The organism is Bacillus sp. MYb78 (genome assembly GCF_002975115.1).
Taxonomy (GTDB): domain Bacteria; phylum Bacillota; class Bacilli; order Bacillales; family Bacillaceae_G; genus Bacillus_A; species Bacillus_A cereus.
Genome location: NZ_PCOB01000001.1, coordinates 368,420 through 386,463, shown reverse-complemented (window position 1 = coordinate 386,463; position 18,044 = coordinate 368,420). Strand labels below are relative to the sequence as shown.

The following is an 18,044-nucleotide window of genomic DNA, read 5'->3' as shown; positions in this document are numbered from 1 at the left end:
TTTATTCAATACAACATTTACAGAAGATAATACATAACATTTACCGAGGAGAGGAGAGGTAATATGAAGAAAAATCGCTTATTATTTCGCGTTATTATTCTACTCATTTTATGTGGTGCTGTAGGATTTACCCTTTATCAAGGATTCTTTGCTAATAAAGAGAAAATGCAAATCGGAAAAGAAGCACCTAACTTTGTTGTGACGGATTTAGAAGGGAAGAAAATTGAACTAAAAGATTTAAAGGGAAAAGGTGTATTTTTAAACTTTTGGGGTACGTGGTGTAAACCTTGTGAAAAAGAAATGCCTTATATGAATGAATTATATCCAAAGTATAAAGAAAAAGGCGTTGAAATCATAGCGTTAGATGCGGATGAAACGGATATTGCAGTAAAGAACTTTGTGAACCAATATGGTTTGAAATTCCCAGTTGCTATTGATAAAGGACAAAAGATTATAGGAACATATGGAGTAGGTCCATTACCGACAAGCTTTTTGATTGATAAAGATGGAAAAGTAGTGGAGCAAATTATAGGTGAACAAACGAAAGAACAGTTAGAAGGGTATTTAAAGAAAATTACTCCGTAATAAAGAAAGCCTTTACATAAGAGGTGCGTGTCTATAGTGCCTCTGGTTTAAAAATTCTGAGTATTGCGGTAACTCAAGGTTAGAATATACAATAGTACATATAGAGACAGGGGCGGTGAGAGTGTTGAAAGAAATTAAATGTGAATGTGGACATGTTAATCCGATAGGAACCGTTTTTTGTGAAGCTTGCGGGAAACCATTTGAAAGCAATGAAAATGCAAAACTATTGGATATGCGCTATGAGGGGAGTGCACGGAGATCTCTCACGCAAACAAAAACGATAGTCGATAAAATTTGGAGCTTTTTCTCTTCTGTAAAAGTGGGTGTATGGCTAATCGTAATAACTTTAGCTGCATCAGCGATAGGAACTATTTTTCCGCAAGAAATGTACATAACTCCAGGGATTGCACCAGCTGAATATTATAAACAAGAATACGGATTTTTAGGGCAATTATACTATCAATTAGGATTTAATAATTTATACGGTTCATGGTGGTATATGATTTTGATTGCTTCTATCGGTATTTCACTTGTGATATGTAGTTTAGACCGCGTTATTCCACTTTATAAAGCTTTAAAAAAGCAAGGCGTAAAAAGACATCCTAGCTTTTTAAAGAGACAGAGATTATATGGGACTGGTACACCGAAAGATGGTGACCTGGAAAGAGTGCAAAAGAATTTAAAGAAAAGAAACTATAACGTGAAAGTGGAAGACGGAAACGTTTTAGCAGAAAAGGGACGCTTCTCGCGTTGGGGTCCATATGTAAATCATATCGGTCTTATTATCTTTTTATTCGGTGCGATGCTTCGTTTTTTACCGAGTATGTACGTAGACGAAGCACTTTGGTTACGTGATGGTGAAACGAAAGAAATACCAGGGACGGATGGACAATACTACTTAAAAAACGAGAAATTTATAAAAGAAGTTTATGATAAAAGTAAGGACAAGGAAGTTTTTGAGGAAGCGATTGATCGTGTAGGCGATAAAATGATTGCGAAAAACTTCCAAACGAATGCTGTATTATATAAAGCTGTGGGCGAAAATATAGCAGGGCAAAAACCAAAGTTGGAAAAAGTAAAAGAAGCGGAAATTCGAGTAAATGAACCACTGAAATTTGATCAATTTGCAGTGTATCAAGTGGATTATAAAGAAAGTGAATTTAAAAGTATGTCCTTCAACTTGCAAAATAAAGAAAATAATCAAAAATGGGGACCGATTAAAGTAGATTTAACGAATCCTAAGGAAAAATATGATTTAGGAAATGGTTATTCTCTAGAACTATTAAGCTATTTTCCTGATTTTTATTTTGATGAGAATGGAAAACCAAATACAAAAACGAAATTACCGAACAATCCTGCATTTGTATTTAAAATGTTTACACCTGAAACACCAGATGGTGAAGTGAGTTTTGTTGGTATTCAGCAAAATATAGAACCTGATGGAAACAACAAATATAAAATGTCGTTTGTAGGTGTTGAAATGCAAAATGCAACAGCACTTACTGTAAGAAAAGATTTAACGCTTTGGATTCTCGGTATTGGAGGGTTTATATTTATGGTTGGTGTCATTCAAGGTATGTATTGGAATCATCGCCGTATTTGGATACAACGTGTTAATGATGAATGGTGGATTGCAGGGCATACGAATAAAAATTGGTTCGGTTTAAAGAAAGATATTGAAAGAGTAATAGAAGGTACAGCAATTCCACAGCCAAATGATAAAGTAATCGATAAAAAAATTAGTTAAGGTGGGGAAACGATATGGTGCAAATAAGTAGTAACTTTCTCTTTACCGCATTTATTTTATATTTAATTGCGACTCTATTTTTTGGTGGAGCCATTAAAGAAAAGGGTCATAAATGGGCAAATGTAGGAATAACAATTACAATTTTAGGGTTTATAGCACAAACAGTATATTTTGTTACAAGGTGGATCGCATCAGGGCATGCACCAGTTAGTAACTTTTTTGAATTCGGTACATTTTTCGGCATGATGCTTGTAGGAGCATTTATTGTAATGTATTTTATGTACCGTGTAAGTATAATTGGACTATTTGCATTACCAGTTGCGCTTTTATTAATTGCCTATGCAAGTATGTTTCCGAGGGAAATATCTCCGCTTATTCCATCTTTAAAAAGTAATTGGTTACATATTCACGTGACGACTGCAGCAGCAGGACAAGCAATTTTAGCGATTAGTTTTATTACGGGCGTTATGTATTTATTAAAAAATGTAGATCAATCAACGAGAAGTAAACGGACATTTTGGCTAGAGACGGTAGTATTTACACTTGTTTGTACAGTTGGATTTATTGGAGTAACAACGGTATTTTCTAGTATGAAATATGAAGCGAAGTTTCAATGGGTTGATAAAAATGAACAGCAACTGGAAATGAAGTACAATCTTCCGGCTTTAGTTGGACCGCATGAAGGGAAGTTACTGACAGAAAATAAATTAGAACCGGCAGTTGAAGTTCCAGCGATTGTAAATGCGAAGAAATTAAATACTGTTATTTGGTCAGTATTAGTTGGAACATTACTTTATATTGTATTAAGACTTGTTTTACGGAAGCGAGTATCGGCAGCACTTCAGCCGTTAGTAAAGAATACGAATAGTGATTTACTAGATGAAATCGGATATCGATCTATTGCAATTGGATTCCCAGTTTTCACATTAGGAGCGTTAATTTTTGCAATGATTTGGGCTCAAATAGCGTGGACGCGTTTTTGGGGCTGGGATCCGAAAGAGGTTTGGGCACTTATAACGTGGCTTTTTTATGCTGCAGTACTACATTTACGATTATCTAAAGGGTGGCATGGAGAGAAATCAGCTTGGCTTGCAGTAATTGGTTTTGCAATTATTATGTTTAACTTTATTGTAGTAAACTTAATTATTGCCGGTTTACATTCATATGCATAGAGAAATAAAATAGGAGAGTGCATGTCACTTTCCTATTTTATTTTTGTCAACTTTTCTTCTTTTTTGAGAAAAACATGACAAAGTAGCGGTTGATTTTGTAAAATGATGTCGAGGACATTATATACTGTTCAAAAAAAATACATAGTTTTGGAAAAAAATTGAACAAAATTTATTATTCTTGTGAAGCATAATATGGGAAGTGAAACATTTAGAAGATTGCTTAAATAAACGAGAATAGCGCAACATAATAGTAAAGAAGGGTAGGTGTGAACCGCTGAAGTGAGAGTACGCAGCGGGTAGAGATGGAAAATGAATCAAGAATTTTAATTGTAGATGATGAGGATCGTATTCGTCGTTTATTGAAAATGTACTTAGAAAGAGAACAATACACAATTGAAGAAGCAGATAATGGTGATACAGCTTTAGAAATGGCGTTACAAAATGATTACGATTTAATCTTATTAGATCTTATGATGCCTGGTAAAGATGGCATTGAAGTATGTAAAGGGGTTCGTGAGAAGAAAGCGACACCAATTATTATGCTGACAGCAAAAGGTGAAGAAGTAAATAGAGTACAAGGATTTGAAGTTGGAACAGATGATTATATTGTAAAGCCATTTAGTCCACGTGAGGTCGTGCTACGTGTGAAAGCGGTATTACGTCGTGCTGTACCAACAACATTCTTTACACAAGATACAACGACAAAAGATGTTACTGTATTCCCGCACTTAACAATTGACAACGATGCACACCGTGTTACTGCAGATGGCAATGAAGTAAACTTAACGCCGAAAGAATATGAGTTACTATTATTTTTAGCGAAAGCTCCTGATAAAGTATTCGATCGTGAGCAACTGTTAAAAGAAGTATGGCAATATGAATTCTTCGGAGATTTACGTACAGTTGATACACATGTAAAGCGTTTACGTGAGAAGTTAAGCAAAAAATCACCAGATGCAGCGAAAATGATTGTTACTGTTTGGGGTGTAGGTTACAAATTTGAGGTTGTGAACGACTGATGCTTTGGAGAAGTGTAGTAGGGAAGTTATGGATGACCATATTACTTCTCGTTTCGTTTGTTCTTGGATTTGTTGCGATTTTACTTTCACAGTTTTTTAGAACGTATTATGTTGATATGAGTGAAGCTAGGCTTCAAAAAGTCGCAACAAGTGTTTCAGAGTTAATTGAAGAAGGTGCCGATGTAAAAACGATTGAGAATATCGCTTACAAATTCTCTGATCCACTTTCAAGGATTATTATTGTAGAAGATGGTAAAGAAATCTCTTCTTCACCGAAACAAGAAGGCTTAGTCACTCTTACAATGGATGACTTAAAAGAAGATAAAGAATTAGCGGCTGTGTTTACAGACAAAAAAGAAATTAAGAATAACATTAGAAAAGCCTCTAATAGTAGAAAGAATAAAAATACTGAAAATGATATTATGATTGTCGGAAAACCAGTGCAATCAAAAAATCAAAGTGCAGTGTTTGTGTACGAATCTTTACAAGTGCCGATACAAGGTATGGAAAGAACGACTGATTTTATATTCTTATCAGCAGGGATTGCGATTATATTAACAACTTTCTTTGCATTCTTCTTATCTACTCGAATTACAGCACCACTTCGTAAAATGCGTGAGGTTGCTTTTGAAGTGTCGCGTGGGAAGTTTGATGCGAAAGCTCCTATGGTATCTCAGGACGAGATTGGTGAGCTTGCAACGGCCTTAAATCAAATGGGGAAACAGTTGAAGTTTAATATGAATGCCCTGCAGCAAGAGAAAGAACAGTTAGCAAGTATTTTGAGTAGTATGGCAGATGGGGTTATTACATTAAATCAAGAAGGTGAAGTTGTAGTAATCAATCCGCCAGCTGAACATTTCTTACAAGTTTGGCAAGAAGAAAAAGAGATAGAGCTCAGTAAAAAACTGCCTTCTGAACTTGTTGAACTATTCCATCTCGTTGTAGAAAGCGAACAACAACAAGTTGTTGAAATTAATTTACAAAAAGGGAACTATGTAGTTCTTATGACGCCGCTCTACAATCAAACGAAAATTCGCGGGGCTGTAGCAGTACTGCGAGATATGACGGAAGAACGTCGTCTTGAAAAGATGCGTCAAGACTTTATTGCGAATGTATCGCATGAACTTCGTACACCGATGGTCATGCTGCAAGGATATAGTGAAGCAATTTTAGATGATATTGTGCAAACGAAAGAAGAAATTAATGAGTTTGTTCAAATCATTTATGATGAATCCGTTCGTTTAGGTAAACTTGTAAATGAATTATTAGATTTAGCACGCATGGAAAGTGGTAATGTAGAGTTACATATAGGTGAAGTGGACATACATCCGTTTGTTGAAAAAATTGGTCGTAAATTCCAAGGGATCGCAAAGGATAAAGAAGTTGAACTAACAGTTGATTTCAAAAATCCAATTGAACAATACCCGTTTGATGCAGATCGTATGGAACAAGTATTGACGAATTTAATTGATAACGCAATACGTCATACGAACGCAGGCGGACATGTAACACTTGTAATTGATACGAAAAATAATGGTCTCATTTTTGAAGTACAAGATTCGGGCGTTGGTATTCCAGAAGAAGATATTCCATTTTTATTTGATCGTTTCTATAAAGCTGATAAAGCAAGAACACGTGGGAAAAAAGGTGGAACAGGACTCGGGCTTGCGATTGCGAAAAATATTGTTCAAGGCCATGATGGTAAAATTTCTGTATCAAGTGTTGTTGGAGAAGGAACTACATTCTCTGTCTATTTACCGAATCGTATAATTTAGATATACGTTTTTAAAGTTGATAATGAATAAAGTTCTGCTGTTTTTTATTTTTTTGTAAACTCAATTAAATAAAGAATGGTAGAACTTTTTTCTATGTTGCTCGAATAAAGAATAACAAGAGAGGTGCTGTGAAGAAATGAAATTATATACAAAAACAGGAGATAAAGGAACGACAAGTGTAATAGGTGGTAGGGTTGATAAAGATGATATCCGTGTGGAAGCGTATGGAACAATAGACGAGGCGAATTCTCATATCGGATATGCAATGACTAAACTACAAGGCGGGCCTTTCGGAGATATTTACAATGAACTTGAAACGATTCAACATGAACTATTTGATTGCGGGGGAGACTTGGCGATAGTAGGCGAGAAGATACCTTATAAAGTAAAAATTGAAATGGTCGAAAACTTAGAAAGTAGGATTGATTCGTATATAGAAGAAGCACCGCCGCTAGAGCGCTTTATTTTACCAGGTGGAAGCGAGTCGGCAGCTGCTATTCATATTGCACGTACAGTTGTAAGGCGAGCAGAACGATGTATCGTGTCCTTACAAAAAGAAGGAAAAATAAATGAAGTTGTTCTAAAGTATGTAAATAGATTATCTGACTATTTATTTGCAGTAGCTAGAGTAATAAACGCTCGATTACAAGTAAAAGATGTAGAGTATAATCGCAGTGCAATCGTTTTTCGTGATAAGAAAGAGAAGGAAGTGGAGTGATTCACTTTCTTTTTTGTATACTTTTTTCTGTAATATACCAAAATAGAGAAGGTATGGTGGTAATTAGAAAACGGAGGATGTATATGAAAGTTTTAAAATACGGCGTTATGTTATTGACAGTACTGTTTTTATCTCAATTACATGTGTACGCAGAGGGAAATCAATGGGCATGGCCTGTTGAAGGACAGATAAGTGATTATTTTGGGACAAGACACGGAAAACACTACGGTATAGATATAGCGGCACCGATCGGCACACCTGTGTCAGCTATTCAAGAAGGGAAGGTAACAAAGTCTTATTATTCAAGTAGTTATGGAAACGTTATATTTATTAAACATGGAGAATATGAGGCTGTGTATGCACATTTAAATAAGAGATATGTAGTTCAAGGGGATTATATTTCAAAAGGAGAAAAAATTGGAGAAGTAGGGAACACGGGAGAATCGCGAGGTGCACACTTACATCTAGAACTTCATCAAGGAAGATGGACGATGGCGAAAAAGAATGCGATGAACCCATTGCTTGTTTTAAGTGAACAAAGAAATGAAGTTGTTTCTTCATCATTATATGTCGTACAAAAAGGGGATACTTTAGTTAGTATTGCACGGAAATTTAGTATGACACTTAAGGAAATTAAAGAAAAAAATGGATTGCAGCAAGAGCTAATTTATCCTAATCAACAATTATACGTTAAGTAAAGGCAACGTCTCAAAAATTAAACTTTGAATATTTTTAAATAAGGTTCAATGTAAATGAAATTATATGGGCGCTTCTCCTAGAAGTATTGAGTGAATTAGAGTATCTATATTTAAAAGAAAACCGTCCCAAAATTTATTTTGGGACGGTTTCTTTTACCAAAAAATAAAGACACATATAAATCCAGAAATAGCTAAATAGCTATATAAGTAAAAAACTTTTGTTCTTGTTTTCTCTTTTGTTCGAAACAGTACGATAGTCGGTTCAATTAAACCGATTGTCAAACAAAGTAGGCCAAGAAGCATACAACCAATCGAAATAGAATACAGGGCGATTTGTGGTGCTTGAAATGGAATCATCCATTTTAATAAAAATGCAATAAGTGCAGTGTAACAAATGCTACCGATGTATTTATTCAGTGGTGTATTAGAACGAAAGCCAGGAAGTTTTTTTAAGAAAGAGCGGGAAACAACTTCTGTTTGTAAAGATGTATGCTCTTCAATAATTTTTTGAGCTTCTTTTCCTTTTTGAAAAAGAGATAAGATCCAATTTCGCTCACCCTGAAAAATAAATTGAGAAGTTGTCAAATAGTGATCAATCTTCACTTTACTCCAACTCTTCCACGGATGACGCTCACACAATTTTAATTTACTTTCTGTTTTCTTATCATACTGATAAATACTGATGCCATCTTCATCGAAAGTAGCATAGTATGTCTCGTTTGAGAATGTGCCTAAATCAATTGGGCAGTAGAAAAGTAATTCTTTTTTTAAGTAAAAGTATTCTTTTCTTAAGTTTTTTTTCATTGCTTCTCGAATAGAATGTCTCTTTTCTTTTTTCATGACATTTCCTCCATAACTCAGAAAATGTTCTTATCTTAACAATTCAATATCTTATCACTTTTAATTATATATGACTAGGTAATTCAAAAGAGAAATGCCGAATAATAAAAAATATGGATTGTATTGTAAAATATTTCGCAATTCATTTGTTGTTACGAAAAATAAATAACTAATTTTAAATAAGTTACAATTTTTTAGTTCACAATGTTATGAGGTTGTTGTATAATGAAGGGGAAAATAGAATATCGGTCTATCTTCGGGGCAGGGTGAAAATCCCGACCGGCGGTGATGAACTATTTATGATTTTGTTCTAAGCCCGCGAGCCGTTAAGGCAGGATTTGGTGTGATTCCAAAGCCGACAGTATAGTCTGGATGGGAGAAGATGGAGGTTCAAGCGTTCAAAAAAGATATGGATTTGAACGTCTGTTTGATGTGCCTTAAATTCTCCCTTTGTGTAAAACACAAAGGGTTTTTTCGTTCTATGAAAAAATAGGCATAGCAGAACCTTTCCACTTTCCATGAGATGATCGATGGAAAAGGAGAGAGAAAGATGAAACAAAAAAACAGTGTAGTGCAGATGGTGAGTGTAGCGATGCTAAGTAGTATTGCATATTTACTAATGATGTTGGATTTCCCGTTCCCAGGGCTTCCGCCATTTTTGAAAATTGATTTTAGTGATGTACCAGCTCTAATTGCAGCAATTATCTTTGGACCAGTAGCAGGAGTGATTGTAGAGGCGATAAAGAACATTTTACATTACGGGATTCAAGGAAGTTTAACAGGAGTACCAGTTGGAGAAATTGCAAACTTTATTGCAGGATGTTTATTTATTGGACCAGCAGCTTTCTTATTTAGAAAGTATCGTACTGTGAAGAGTTTAACGACAGGATTAATGCTAGGGACAATTACAATGGCACTTATTATGAGTGTATTAAACTACATCATCATATTCCCGGCTTACACTTGGTTTTTAAATTCACCGGCTATGTCTAGCGAAGCTATCAGAACAACGGTTGTAACGGCAATCTTACCATTTAATTTAATTAAAGGAATTGTTGTAACAATTGTATTTGTGGCATTATTCTCACGCCTGAAAGTATGGGTGTTTGCAAAAATGAAAAATGCATAATATATATTAAAACCATTAGTAGTGTGGAACTACTAATGGTTTTTTATTAAGGAAAATAAAATTTAGATACAAAAAACGCCCCTCATCAATATGAGGGGCGTTTTTTGAAGTTAATAAAAGACTATTCGAATTTTAAAGCGTCTCCGTCGAATGATTCGTCAGCAACTTTAATTGAGTCAGTTGGACAGCCTTCGAATGCATCCATCATATCTTCAATTAATACATCTGGAATTTCAACGATACCTTGGTTATCGTCTAATGTTACAAATGCAATACCTTCATCATCATAGTCATAAATGTCTGGTGCAGCAGCGCCACAAGCACCACATGCAATACAAGTATCTTTATCAACGATTGTATATTTTGCCATCTTTTTTCCCTCCTGATAATATGTATGTGAAAAGCTCGCCATAAAAATTATAACCTTATTGTAAAACGGTTTGTGAAACTTTTCAACATAAAATTATAATGATAATGCTTATCAATTAGAGTGTCAACTTATTTTTGAATTATGTCATAAGATTTTCAAAATACGTAAATGTGATTTCGTTTGATACAATAGAATATATACAAGTATATAGTTCTTATATGATAAGTTTAATGAGCGACAGTAGATAGTGTAATTGTACTGAAAAGAATGAAGTTAAGATTGGAAGGTGGAAGCGGTCATGCAAATACAATATACTTTGTTGCATTGTTTAAAACAATTGAATGGTGAAAGAACCGTTTCTTCTATTTATTATTTACTAAAGGGCAAACGTTCTTCGCAAACTTTACAAGATGGAAATATGTTTCGGATTTCTTTTTTATTCGGAATATATAAATCATTAAATAGAAATGACTATGATGGTGAAGTTGTAAAGTTGTTGCAAGCGGATTTTATTCAAGAAATACATGAAAATACATATGTGTTAACACCTACGGGTAAAATGCAGTTACATAAATGGGAGGAAGTTTATGCTTTTCCAGCACATTTGCATGGTTTACATTATGGTGAATTAGGTGAAACATTTTGGAAAAGATTATCATTGATTATTCAAACCATATCAAATTTACAACAGAATAATACGAAGTTTATCCCAATTCAACAAGATACAGAAATAATGATGTGGGTAAAACGTTTTCTAACAGGAAGGCCATATAAAAGAAGTGAGTTGGCGAGGAAACTATGGACGGAAGTACATAATCTTTTGGAAAAGAGTAATGCGATAGAAGCGACGATTGTAACATATCGACTAACGGGCTATGAACGTATTGGTTGTACATTGCAACAATTAGCAGAAATTACGAAACAAGATATATTCAGGGTGTATTTTTTATTTTGGGGTACAATGCATTTCTTTATACAAGAAGTTCGTGATAAAGAAAATGAATTTCCACTATTAGCTGAAATTATATCTTATCCAAATGAGAGAGCTGAATTATTTAGTTTATCCACGAAAAAAACATATAATTTTTGGAGACAAGGGCGTTCTTTAGAAGAAATAGCGACGATTCGGAATTTAAAGGTTGCAACGATAGAAGATCATTTTGTTGAAATTGCTTTGCGAGAAAAAGATTTTTCTATTGAAATGTTTATGGAAAAAGAAAAGATAGACAAAGTAATAAAAGTAATTGAAGCATTACAAACGCGGAAGTTACGTGTTTTGAAACAAGCGGTTGGAGAAGATATCTCTTATTTTGAAGTTCGTCTTGTATTAGCGCGGATGGAGGGTGTAAATGAAACTTGAAGAATATTTATATAAGTGGTTTGGATATTCTGAATTTCGTCCAGGTCAAAAAGGAGTTATTACAGATTTATTAGAAGGAAAAGATGTGATAGCAATGCTTCCGACTGGAAGAGGGAAATCTATGTGCTATCAGTTTCCGGGGCTTATGCGAGAAGGAACAGTGCTTGTTGTATCACCGTTATTATCTTTAATGGAAGATCAAGTGACACAATTAAAGTATGTTGTGAAAAACCGAGTGATAGCATTTAATAGTTTTCGGACATTAAATGAAAAAAGAGAAGCGATGAAAAAATTATCTTCATATAAATTTATTTTTGTTTCACCAGAGATGTTACAGTCGGAGTTATTAATTAGGGAATTGAAGAAAATTCATATTTCATTATTTGTTGTTGATGAGGCTCATTGTATTTCTCAATGGGGTTATGATTTTAGACCGGACTATAAGAAACTAAATGTAGTTATTGAAAATATTGGTTCTCCTACAGTATTAGCATTGACAGCTACAGCGACAAAAGAGGTACTACAAGATATCGCAGACAGTTTAAATTTAAAGGGTGCCGCGGAACATGTATACTCTATTGACCGTCCTAATATTGCAATGAAGGTGCAATTTGTAGAGACGATAGAAGAAAAGAAAGAGGCGCTTTTGGAGCAGGTGATGTATTTACAAGGGCCGGGAATTGTATATTGTTCAAGTAGAGCGTGGACAGAAAGGTTAACGGAATACTTGAGAGGAAAAGGTGTTACTGGTGTAGCTTTTTATCATGGTGGTATGGAACATGAAGAGCGTATGTTAATTCAACAACAGTTTATGAACGATCAATTGCAGCTTGTAATATGTACAAGTGCATTTGGTATGGGGGTAAATAAGGCGAATACGCAATATATTATTCATTTTCATTATCCAACTAATATAGCTTCTTACTTACAAGAAATCGGAAGAGCTGGAAGAGATGGCGAACCGAGTATAGCTATTTTATTGTGTAGTCCGTTGGATCATGATTTACCAATTTCAATCATTGAGGATGAATTGCCAAGTAAGTCGCAAATACAATTTTTATTTTCTTTACTACAAGAAAGAATGTTTCAAACGAAAGAATTACCAATAGAAGATGTAGAAGAAATTTGTTATAATGCAGCAAGATTTAATGAGCAATATTGGCGTTTCGTTCGTTATCATCTCGAACAGGCTGGAATTATACAACAACGAAGATTATTATTAGAGGGTTTGTCAGATGAAATTATGAACCGATTAATAGCTGAAGTAGAAATAAGGTTGCGTAATAAATATAGTGAGCTAGAAAATATGAAGTCATGGATACGAGTTAAAGGATGTAGACGTGAATATGTGCTGCAACAGTTCGGTTATAGGAAAGAGAAAGAGTTAAATAATTGCTGTGATTATTGTGGTATTACAAAAGAAGATTATAAAAAAAGACGAGCGCAACAATCGGATTTCGACTATAATTGGGAAACAGAGTTACAAAAGCTTTTCGGCCTAGAAAAGATGGGGGAATGATGAACATTCAAAGGCATAATGTTGAAGATATGAGTCCGCAGGAAATAAGGCTGAATCTATATATAACACAGTTAATTATTATCGGTATTGGCTGTTTACTAGCATATATATTATTTCAAGATGTAAAAGAAGTGTTTAATTTATGGAGATGGGAACCAGTATCTATACTTATTATAGGTGGTTTGTTAGCGATTGGTATTGTGTTATTAGATTATGTTGCAATGCGAGTGTTTCCAGAGTCTTGGTTTGATGATGGTGGTATTAACGATAAGATGTTTCGAGGAATGTCGGTTCTGCATTTACTCATTATTACGTTCGTAATCGGTTTTGCAGAAGAATTTTTATTTAGAGGTGTAGTGCAGACTCATTTTGGAATTGTAATTGCGAGTTTCGTATTTGCAGTGTTACATATTCGTTATATAACAAAGCCATTTTTGTTTTGTTTCGTCTGTTTCATTAGTTTTGTCTTTGGTTATGTATTTGAATGGACAGGGAATTTGTTTATAACAATCTTTGCACACTTTCTTGTTGATTTTATAATGGGACTCCAATTAAGAAAATAAATGGAAGGTGGTGGTGAACAACATGAGGAAACGAATTCCTGATTTTGAAGAGGAATTAGAAGTTGAGCGAGTAGAAGAAAAAGAAAGTTTACCGCCGCGTAGTGAAATTCATAGAAATAAAGAGAAAAAACAAAAGTTTAAAATAAATCATATTTTCGTCCGGGTTTTAACATTTCTATTCATTCTGCTGCCGATTAGTATTTTGTGGTATACGGATAAATATATTCAGGTGAAGGGCGATAGTAATAATGCCGGGAAAAGTGCGTTTGAAGTAATCTTCTTTGATTCAGCTAAATCTGAGTCGCAGAAACAGTCTGAAAAAGCGATAACGCATACTGTGAAAGAGGGAGAAACTTTAGAAAGTATAGCGAAGCAATATTTTTCAGATGAAAATGGGGTTGAAGTAATTAAAAAGTATAATAACTTGCAAGAAGATGAAGTGAGTGCAGGTCAAGAATTAAAAATTCCGATAAAAGATAAGTCCACAAAGCAAGAGAGCTAGTGAATTAGGCGAACGCAGTTTGTTATAAAAGCCTAGGGTTATCTTTATGATGAGGGGAGTAAAAAATATGATATGGATTATATTATTCAGTACTCTCATAGGAATGGGGATTTTATTACTTCTTGTGATGTATAAAGAAGCGATGCGTAATACAGTGTTGGAACATACTTTAGTATTTAAAGAATTTCCGAAAAGTTTTCAAAAAGTAAATGTGTTTTTTATTTCTGATATTCATAGAAGAGTCATTTCGAATTTGTTAATTGAACAAGTAAAAGGAAAAGTAGATCTCGTAATTATCGGAGGAGATTTAGCAGAGAAAGGAGTCTCTTTATCAAAAATCTCTGCCAATATTCAAAAGTTAAGAGAGATAGCTCCTGTATATTTTGTGTGGGGAAACAATGATTATGAGATAGAATATCATGAATTAGATGCTTTATTATTAGAAAATAACGTAAAAGTTTTAGATAATACAAGAGTGGTATTTGAGTCTGAATTAGGCGAGAAAATTTGTTTGCTCGGTATAGATGATGTTGGATTGCACCGTGATCGTTTAGATTTGGCATTGGCGGATTGTAAAGAAGATGGTTTTCGTATCTTAGTTAGTCACAACCCTGATATAATAAAAAAGATGTCTGGAAATGAACAGATCTCACTTGTATTAAGTGGACATACGCATGGAGGACAAATCCGATTATTCCCATCTAAAAAATATTTAAAAGGTGGCGTATATAACCATTTGAATACGATTCTCTTTGTTAGTAATGGGTACGGAACAACATTGATACCACTTCGTTTCCGAGCGCCTGCTCAAACACATATTATTACATTGTGCGGAGGGAAATGATGCCAACTCTTAGTGGAAAATATAATATAAAAGCTGTTTCAAATATAATTGGAGTTCAGCCGAGTACGCTTCGCGCATGGGAAAGACGATATCAAATTATTGCCCCAAAGCGGAATCAAGCTGGACATCGTTTATATACAGAAGAGCATATTCAAATTTTAAAATGGTTAATGGAAAAAGTTTCTTCCGGTATGATGATTGGACAAGCAGTTCAGTTATTAGAAGAGAATCGTTTGCAGAGTACAGTTCAAAAAGAGATACATTGCGATAAAGAAGTTGTTTTAGTGGACGATTTGCTACAAGCTTTGTTAAAATTTGATGAAATTACAATTGCTGCATTATTAAACGAAGCTTTTAGTATATATTCAACAGAAAAGGTTGTTGCCAGTATCGTTCTTCGAGTGACAGACAAATTATTAACGTCAAAAAATAATAATGAGATTTCAATGGTGCAATTTCAATATGCACTATCGTTTTTACAAACGCGTCTAGGGATGGTGTATCACAATGCCTCAATGTTTTCTTCTTTACACAAAGTTATTGTGTTAGAAAAGAATGCATTGAAAGGATTTATTTTTTCAACTTATTTACGCTTAAAAGGATATGAGGCGATATATATTAGGACAAGCTTAGCTGAAGATGGTATGTTGTCAGCGGTAGAGGAAATACAGCCGAAATATGTGTTTGTATCTTTTGCTGACGAACTAGAAATGAAAAAGACGATGAACTTTATAAATGTATTACAAGAAAAAAGGGAATCTCTTTCTGTTGGATTTATCGGAAAGCTAGGCGTTCTAAACCAGTTGGACATTGAAACAATCTTAATTGGTGATACGAAAGAAGAATGGGATGAATGGTTAAAAATGTCGGAATAGTTGTTCGAAAAGAACCATCTATTTTCTATTTCATATAATAAAAATTAGATGCATTGGTTACGTAGGGAGGGTATGAGATGAGGCTGGAACGATTAAATTACAATAAGATAAAAATTTTTCTAACATTTGATGATTTATCTGAACGAGGATTAACGAAAGAAGATTTATGGAGAAATGCGCCGAAAGTACAGCAATTATTTCGTGATATGATGCAAGAAGCAAATAAGGAATTAGGATTTGAAGCAGATGGTCCGATTGCAGTTGAAGTGTTTTCTCTACAAGCACAAGGGATGGTTGTAATTGTAACGAAAGAAAATCAAGAAATGGATACGGATGATGAGTTCCGTGACGAGTTTATTGAAATGCAAGTGACTCTAGATGAAAGTGAACATATATTATATGAGTTTGCTACGCTAGATGACATAATTAACCTGTCGAATCGCTTATATAACCTTGGTGTAACTGGCGGAAAGCTATATACGTGGGATGAGCGCTTCTATCTTTGGGTGGAAGAAGAGGAACAAATTCAATTGTTAAAAGCGGATTTTATAGCTATTTTAGCGGAATACGGCAATCCGTCTACAGCAACTATTTATCGCATCATGGAGTACGGTAAAGAATTAATGGATTTTAACGCGATAGAACAAATACACAATTACTTTGTGAAAAAACAAAACCTCAGCTAATACAACATAGCTGAGGTTTTGTTTTTATTTGGATAAGGGAAGGGATGATAGTAAATACGCGAACATACTTTTTGAAAATAAAATATGCAGTTTTATGGGAGCGTCGCTGAGGAAAATAAAAAATATTTAAATATTTAAGTATTTTACTTTTCTAAAAGTAATAAAAGGACTATAATAATAGTGAAAACGCTTGCAACAGAAAATAGTTTGTATATATTTGTTAGCGTTTTCTATTGCATTCCAAATTTAAGGGTGTATACTAGGCAATGAAGGTTTACTAAACAAGTGAAATTACAGGGGGTTTACTTACTATGGTAGCCGAAAAGGGAACTCAAACAAAAACACAACAACAAAGGGAACAACATTTTGAACTATTGAATTCAACACAAATTGTTATTAGTGAAGCGTTAGAAAAATTGGGTTATCCAAACGAAGTATATGAATTATTAAAAGAACCAATTCGTATGATGACAGTGAAAATACCAGTTCGTATGGATGACGGGACTGTTAAAATATTTACAGGATATCGTGCACAACATAATGATGCTGTTGGTCCAACGAAAGGTGGAATTCGCTTCCATCCGAATGTAACAGAAAATGAAGTGAAAGCACTTTCAATCTGGATGAGTTTAAAATGTGGTATTGTTGATTTACCATATGGTGGAGGTAAGGGTGGAATTATCTGTGATCCACGTGAAATGTCATTCCGTGAGTTAGAAAGATTAAGCCGCGGTTATGTACGAGCAATTAGCCAAATCGTAGGTCCGACGAAAGATATTCCAGCTCCAGATGTATTCACAAACTCTCAAATTATGGCATGGATGATGGATGAGTATAGCCGTATTGATGAATTTAATTCACCAGGATTTATTACAGGTAAACCGCTTGTATTAGGTGGATCACATGGACGTGAAACAGCAACTGCGAAAGGTGTAACAATTTGTATTCGCGAAGCTGCGAAAAAACGTGGCATTGATATTAAGGGTGCACGCGTTGTTGTTCAAGGGTTCGGTAATGCTGGTAGCTTCTTAGCTAAATTTATGCATGATGCAGGTGCGAAAGTTATTGCAATCTCAGATGCTTACGGCGCTTTACATGATCCAAACGGATTAGATATTGATTATTTATTAGACCGTCGTGATAGCTTCGGTACAGTAACAAAGCTATTTAACAATACAATTTCAAACAAAGAATTGTTAGAGCTTGATTGCGATATTTTAGTTCCAGCTGCAATTGAGAACCAAATTACAGAAGAAAATGCTAATGATATTAAAGCGAAAATCGTTGTTGAAGCTGCAAATGGTCCAACAACATTAGAAGCGACTAAAATTTTAACAGATCGCGGAATTTTACTTGTTCCAGACGTATTAGCAAGTGCTGGTGGTGTAACGGTATCTTACTTTGAGTGGGTACAAAATAACCAAGGTTACTACTGGACTGAAGAAGAAGTAGAACAACGTTTAGAAAAAGTAATGGTAAAATCATTTGATTCTATTTATGAAACAGCACAAGTTCGTAAAGTGAACATGCGCTTAGCGGCGTACATGATTGGTGTTCGTAAAATGGCTGAAGCAAGCCGCTTCAGAGGTTGGGTATAAAATATTATATCTTGAGAAAACGTGATTTCCTTTCGAGGGAATCA

Annotated in this window: 18 protein-coding genes and 1 riboswitch; of the genes, 16 read left to right on the top strand and 2 right to left on the bottom strand. The window is 34.5% G+C overall.

What is annotated here, in order from left to right:
* Positions 1-63: 63 nt before the first annotated feature.
* The 7 genes from resA (at position 64) to CQ064_RS02010 (ending at position 7,714) form a co-directional block, all read left to right on the top strand.
* The gene (gene resA, locus CQ064_RS02040) at positions 64-585 is read left to right on the top strand and encodes a thiol-disulfide oxidoreductase ResA (protein WP_000742194.1); all 522 of its coding nucleotides are present in this window, start codon (positions 64-66) and stop codon (positions 583-585) included.
* A gap of 121 nt (positions 586-706) precedes the next feature.
* Positions 707-2,332, top strand: coding sequence for a cytochrome c biogenesis protein ResB (resB, locus tag CQ064_RS02035; protein ID WP_000910518.1), 1,626 nt, complete (start codon positions 707-709; stop codon positions 2,330-2,332).
* A 14-nt stretch (positions 2,333-2,346) separates the two neighbouring features.
* Positions 2,347-3,504, top strand: coding sequence for a cytochrome c biogenesis protein ResC (gene resC, locus CQ064_RS02030; RefSeq protein WP_000250087.1), 1,158 nt, complete (start codon positions 2,347-2,349; stop codon positions 3,502-3,504).
* Positions 3,505-3,806: 302 nt separating this feature from the next.
* The gene (gene resD / locus CQ064_RS02025; RefSeq protein ID WP_000426861.1) at positions 3,807-4,523 is read left to right on the top strand and encodes a DNA-binding response regulator ResD; all 717 of its coding nucleotides are present in this window, start codon (positions 3,807-3,809) and stop codon (positions 4,521-4,523) included.
* On the top strand, positions 4,523-6,298 hold the full coding sequence (resE, locus tag CQ064_RS02020) for a sensor histidine kinase ResE (protein WP_000964683.1): 1,776 nt from the start codon (positions 4,523-4,525) through the stop codon (positions 6,296-6,298). Before resD ends, resE begins: the two co-directional genes overlap by 1 nt.
* A gap of 136 nt (positions 6,299-6,434) precedes the next feature.
* The gene (locus tag CQ064_RS02015; protein WP_000781271.1) at positions 6,435-7,016 is read left to right on the top strand and encodes a cob(I)yrinic acid a,c-diamide adenosyltransferase; all 582 of its coding nucleotides are present in this window, start codon (positions 6,435-6,437) and stop codon (positions 7,014-7,016) included.
* A gap of 83 nt (positions 7,017-7,099) precedes the next feature.
* Positions 7,100-7,714 (top strand): peptidoglycan DD-metalloendopeptidase family protein, encoded by a 615-nt coding sequence (locus CQ064_RS02010; RefSeq protein ID WP_000866228.1) that lies wholly within the window; start codon positions 7,100-7,102, stop codon positions 7,712-7,714.
* Positions 7,715-7,867: 153 nt separating this feature from the next.
* Here the strand turns inward: CQ064_RS02010 and CQ064_RS02005 are convergent, their stop codons facing one another.
* Positions 7,868-8,554 (bottom strand): hypothetical protein, encoded by a 687-nt coding sequence (locus tag CQ064_RS02005; RefSeq protein WP_000711798.1) that lies wholly within the window; start codon positions 8,552-8,554, stop codon positions 7,868-7,870.
* Positions 8,555-8,802: 248 nt separating this feature from the next.
* Positions 8,803-8,942: riboswitch (FMN riboswitch) on the top strand.
* A gap of 162 nt (positions 8,943-9,104) precedes the next feature.
* Between CQ064_RS02005 and CQ064_RS02000 the strand changes: the two genes are divergently transcribed.
* Positions 9,105-9,683, top strand: coding sequence for an ECF transporter S component (locus tag CQ064_RS02000; RefSeq protein WP_000810856.1), 579 nt, complete (start codon positions 9,105-9,107; stop codon positions 9,681-9,683).
* A 121-nt stretch (positions 9,684-9,804) separates the two neighbouring features.
* Here CQ064_RS02000 and CQ064_RS01995 read toward each other — a convergent pair whose 3' ends face one another.
* Positions 9,805-10,053 (bottom strand): ferredoxin, encoded by a 249-nt coding sequence (locus CQ064_RS01995; RefSeq protein WP_001151993.1) that lies wholly within the window; start codon positions 10,051-10,053, stop codon positions 9,805-9,807.
* 298 nt (positions 10,054-10,351) lie between these two features.
* Between CQ064_RS01995 and CQ064_RS01990 the strand changes: the two genes are divergently transcribed.
* The 8 genes from CQ064_RS01990 (at position 10,352) to gudB (ending at position 18,000) form a co-directional block, all read left to right on the top strand.
* Positions 10,352-11,413 (top strand): YpbB family protein, encoded by a 1,062-nt coding sequence (locus CQ064_RS01990; protein WP_001167017.1) that lies wholly within the window; start codon positions 10,352-10,354, stop codon positions 11,411-11,413.
* Complete coding sequence (gene recQ, locus CQ064_RS01985; RefSeq protein ID WP_000762970.1) at positions 11,403-12,932, top strand: ATP-dependent DNA helicase RecQ; 1,530 nt, start codon at positions 11,403-11,405, stop codon at positions 12,930-12,932. The genes CQ064_RS01990 and recQ overlap by 11 nt, the downstream gene beginning before the upstream one ends.
* Positions 12,932-13,495 carry a CPBP family intramembrane glutamic endopeptidase gene (locus CQ064_RS01980; RefSeq protein WP_001025783.1) on the top strand — a complete coding sequence of 188 codons (564 nt, stop codon included), beginning with the start codon at positions 12,932-12,934 and terminating at the stop codon, positions 13,493-13,495. Before recQ ends, CQ064_RS01980 begins: the two co-directional genes overlap by 1 nt.
* Positions 13,496-13,517: 22 nt before the next feature.
* Entirely contained in the window at positions 13,518-13,997 is a 480-nt protein-coding gene (locus tag CQ064_RS01975; RefSeq protein WP_001231555.1) for a LysM peptidoglycan-binding domain-containing protein, read from the top strand.
* A 67-nt stretch (positions 13,998-14,064) separates the two neighbouring features.
* A complete protein-coding gene (locus CQ064_RS01970; protein WP_000637796.1) occupies positions 14,065-14,841 on the top strand; it encodes a metallophosphoesterase in 777 nt (258 codons plus the stop codon).
* Positions 14,841-15,716 carry a MerR family transcriptional regulator gene (locus tag CQ064_RS01965; protein ID WP_001142715.1) on the top strand — a complete coding sequence of 292 codons (876 nt, stop codon included), beginning with the start codon at positions 14,841-14,843 and terminating at the stop codon, positions 15,714-15,716. The genes CQ064_RS01970 and CQ064_RS01965 overlap by 1 nt, the downstream gene beginning before the upstream one ends.
* Before the next feature lie 77 nt (positions 15,717-15,793).
* Positions 15,794-16,402: a genetic competence negative regulator gene (locus CQ064_RS01960; protein ID WP_001235398.1), complete on the top strand. Its 609-nt coding sequence runs from the start codon at positions 15,794-15,796 to the stop codon at positions 16,400-16,402.
* A 311-nt stretch (positions 16,403-16,713) separates the two neighbouring features.
* Positions 16,714-18,000 (top strand): NAD-specific glutamate dehydrogenase, encoded by a 1,287-nt coding sequence (gene gudB / locus CQ064_RS01955; protein ID WP_000225172.1) that lies wholly within the window; start codon positions 16,714-16,716, stop codon positions 17,998-18,000.
* The last annotated feature ends 44 nt before the right edge of the window (positions 18,001-18,044 follow it).

Coding starts and splice junctions, on each gene's coding strand:
- CQ064_RS01980 (WP_001025783.1), top strand. CDS start 12,932: ATGAACATTCAAAGGCATAATGTTGAAGATATGAGTCCGCAGGAAATA.
- CQ064_RS01975 (WP_001231555.1), top strand. CDS start 13,518: ATGAGGAAACGAATTCCTGATTTTGAAGAGGAATTAGAAGTTGAGCGA.
- resD (WP_000426861.1), top strand. CDS start 3,807: ATGGAAAATGAATCAAGAATTTTAATTGTAGATGATGAGGATCGTATT.
- gudB (WP_000225172.1), top strand. CDS start 16,714: ATGGTAGCCGAAAAGGGAACTCAAACAAAAACACAACAACAAAGGGAA.
- CQ064_RS01990 (WP_001167017.1), top strand. CDS start 10,352: ATGCAAATACAATATACTTTGTTGCATTGTTTAAAACAATTGAATGGT.
- CQ064_RS01965 (WP_001142715.1), top strand. CDS start 14,841: ATGCCAACTCTTAGTGGAAAATATAATATAAAAGCTGTTTCAAATATA.
- recQ (WP_000762970.1), top strand. CDS start 11,403: ATGAAACTTGAAGAATATTTATATAAGTGGTTTGGATATTCTGAATTT.
- CQ064_RS01995 (WP_001151993.1), bottom strand. CDS start 10,053: ATGGCAAAATATACAATCGTTGATAAAGATACTTGTATTGCATGTGGT.
- resE (WP_000964683.1), top strand. CDS start 4,523: ATGCTTTGGAGAAGTGTAGTAGGGAAGTTATGGATGACCATATTACTT.
- CQ064_RS01970 (WP_000637796.1), top strand. CDS start 14,065: ATGATATGGATTATATTATTCAGTACTCTCATAGGAATGGGGATTTTA.
- CQ064_RS02005 (WP_000711798.1), bottom strand. CDS start 8,554: ATGAAAAAAGAAAAGAGACATTCTATTCGAGAAGCAATGAAAAAAAAC.
- resC (WP_000250087.1), top strand. CDS start 2,347: ATGGTGCAAATAAGTAGTAACTTTCTCTTTACCGCATTTATTTTATAT.
- CQ064_RS02010 (WP_000866228.1), top strand. CDS start 7,100: ATGAAAGTTTTAAAATACGGCGTTATGTTATTGACAGTACTGTTTTTA.
- CQ064_RS02015 (WP_000781271.1), top strand. CDS start 6,435: ATGAAATTATATACAAAAACAGGAGATAAAGGAACGACAAGTGTAATA.
- CQ064_RS02000 (WP_000810856.1), top strand. CDS start 9,105: ATGAAACAAAAAAACAGTGTAGTGCAGATGGTGAGTGTAGCGATGCTA.
- resA (WP_000742194.1), top strand. CDS start 64: ATGAAGAAAAATCGCTTATTATTTCGCGTTATTATTCTACTCATTTTA.
- CQ064_RS01960 (WP_001235398.1), top strand. CDS start 15,794: ATGAGGCTGGAACGATTAAATTACAATAAGATAAAAATTTTTCTAACA.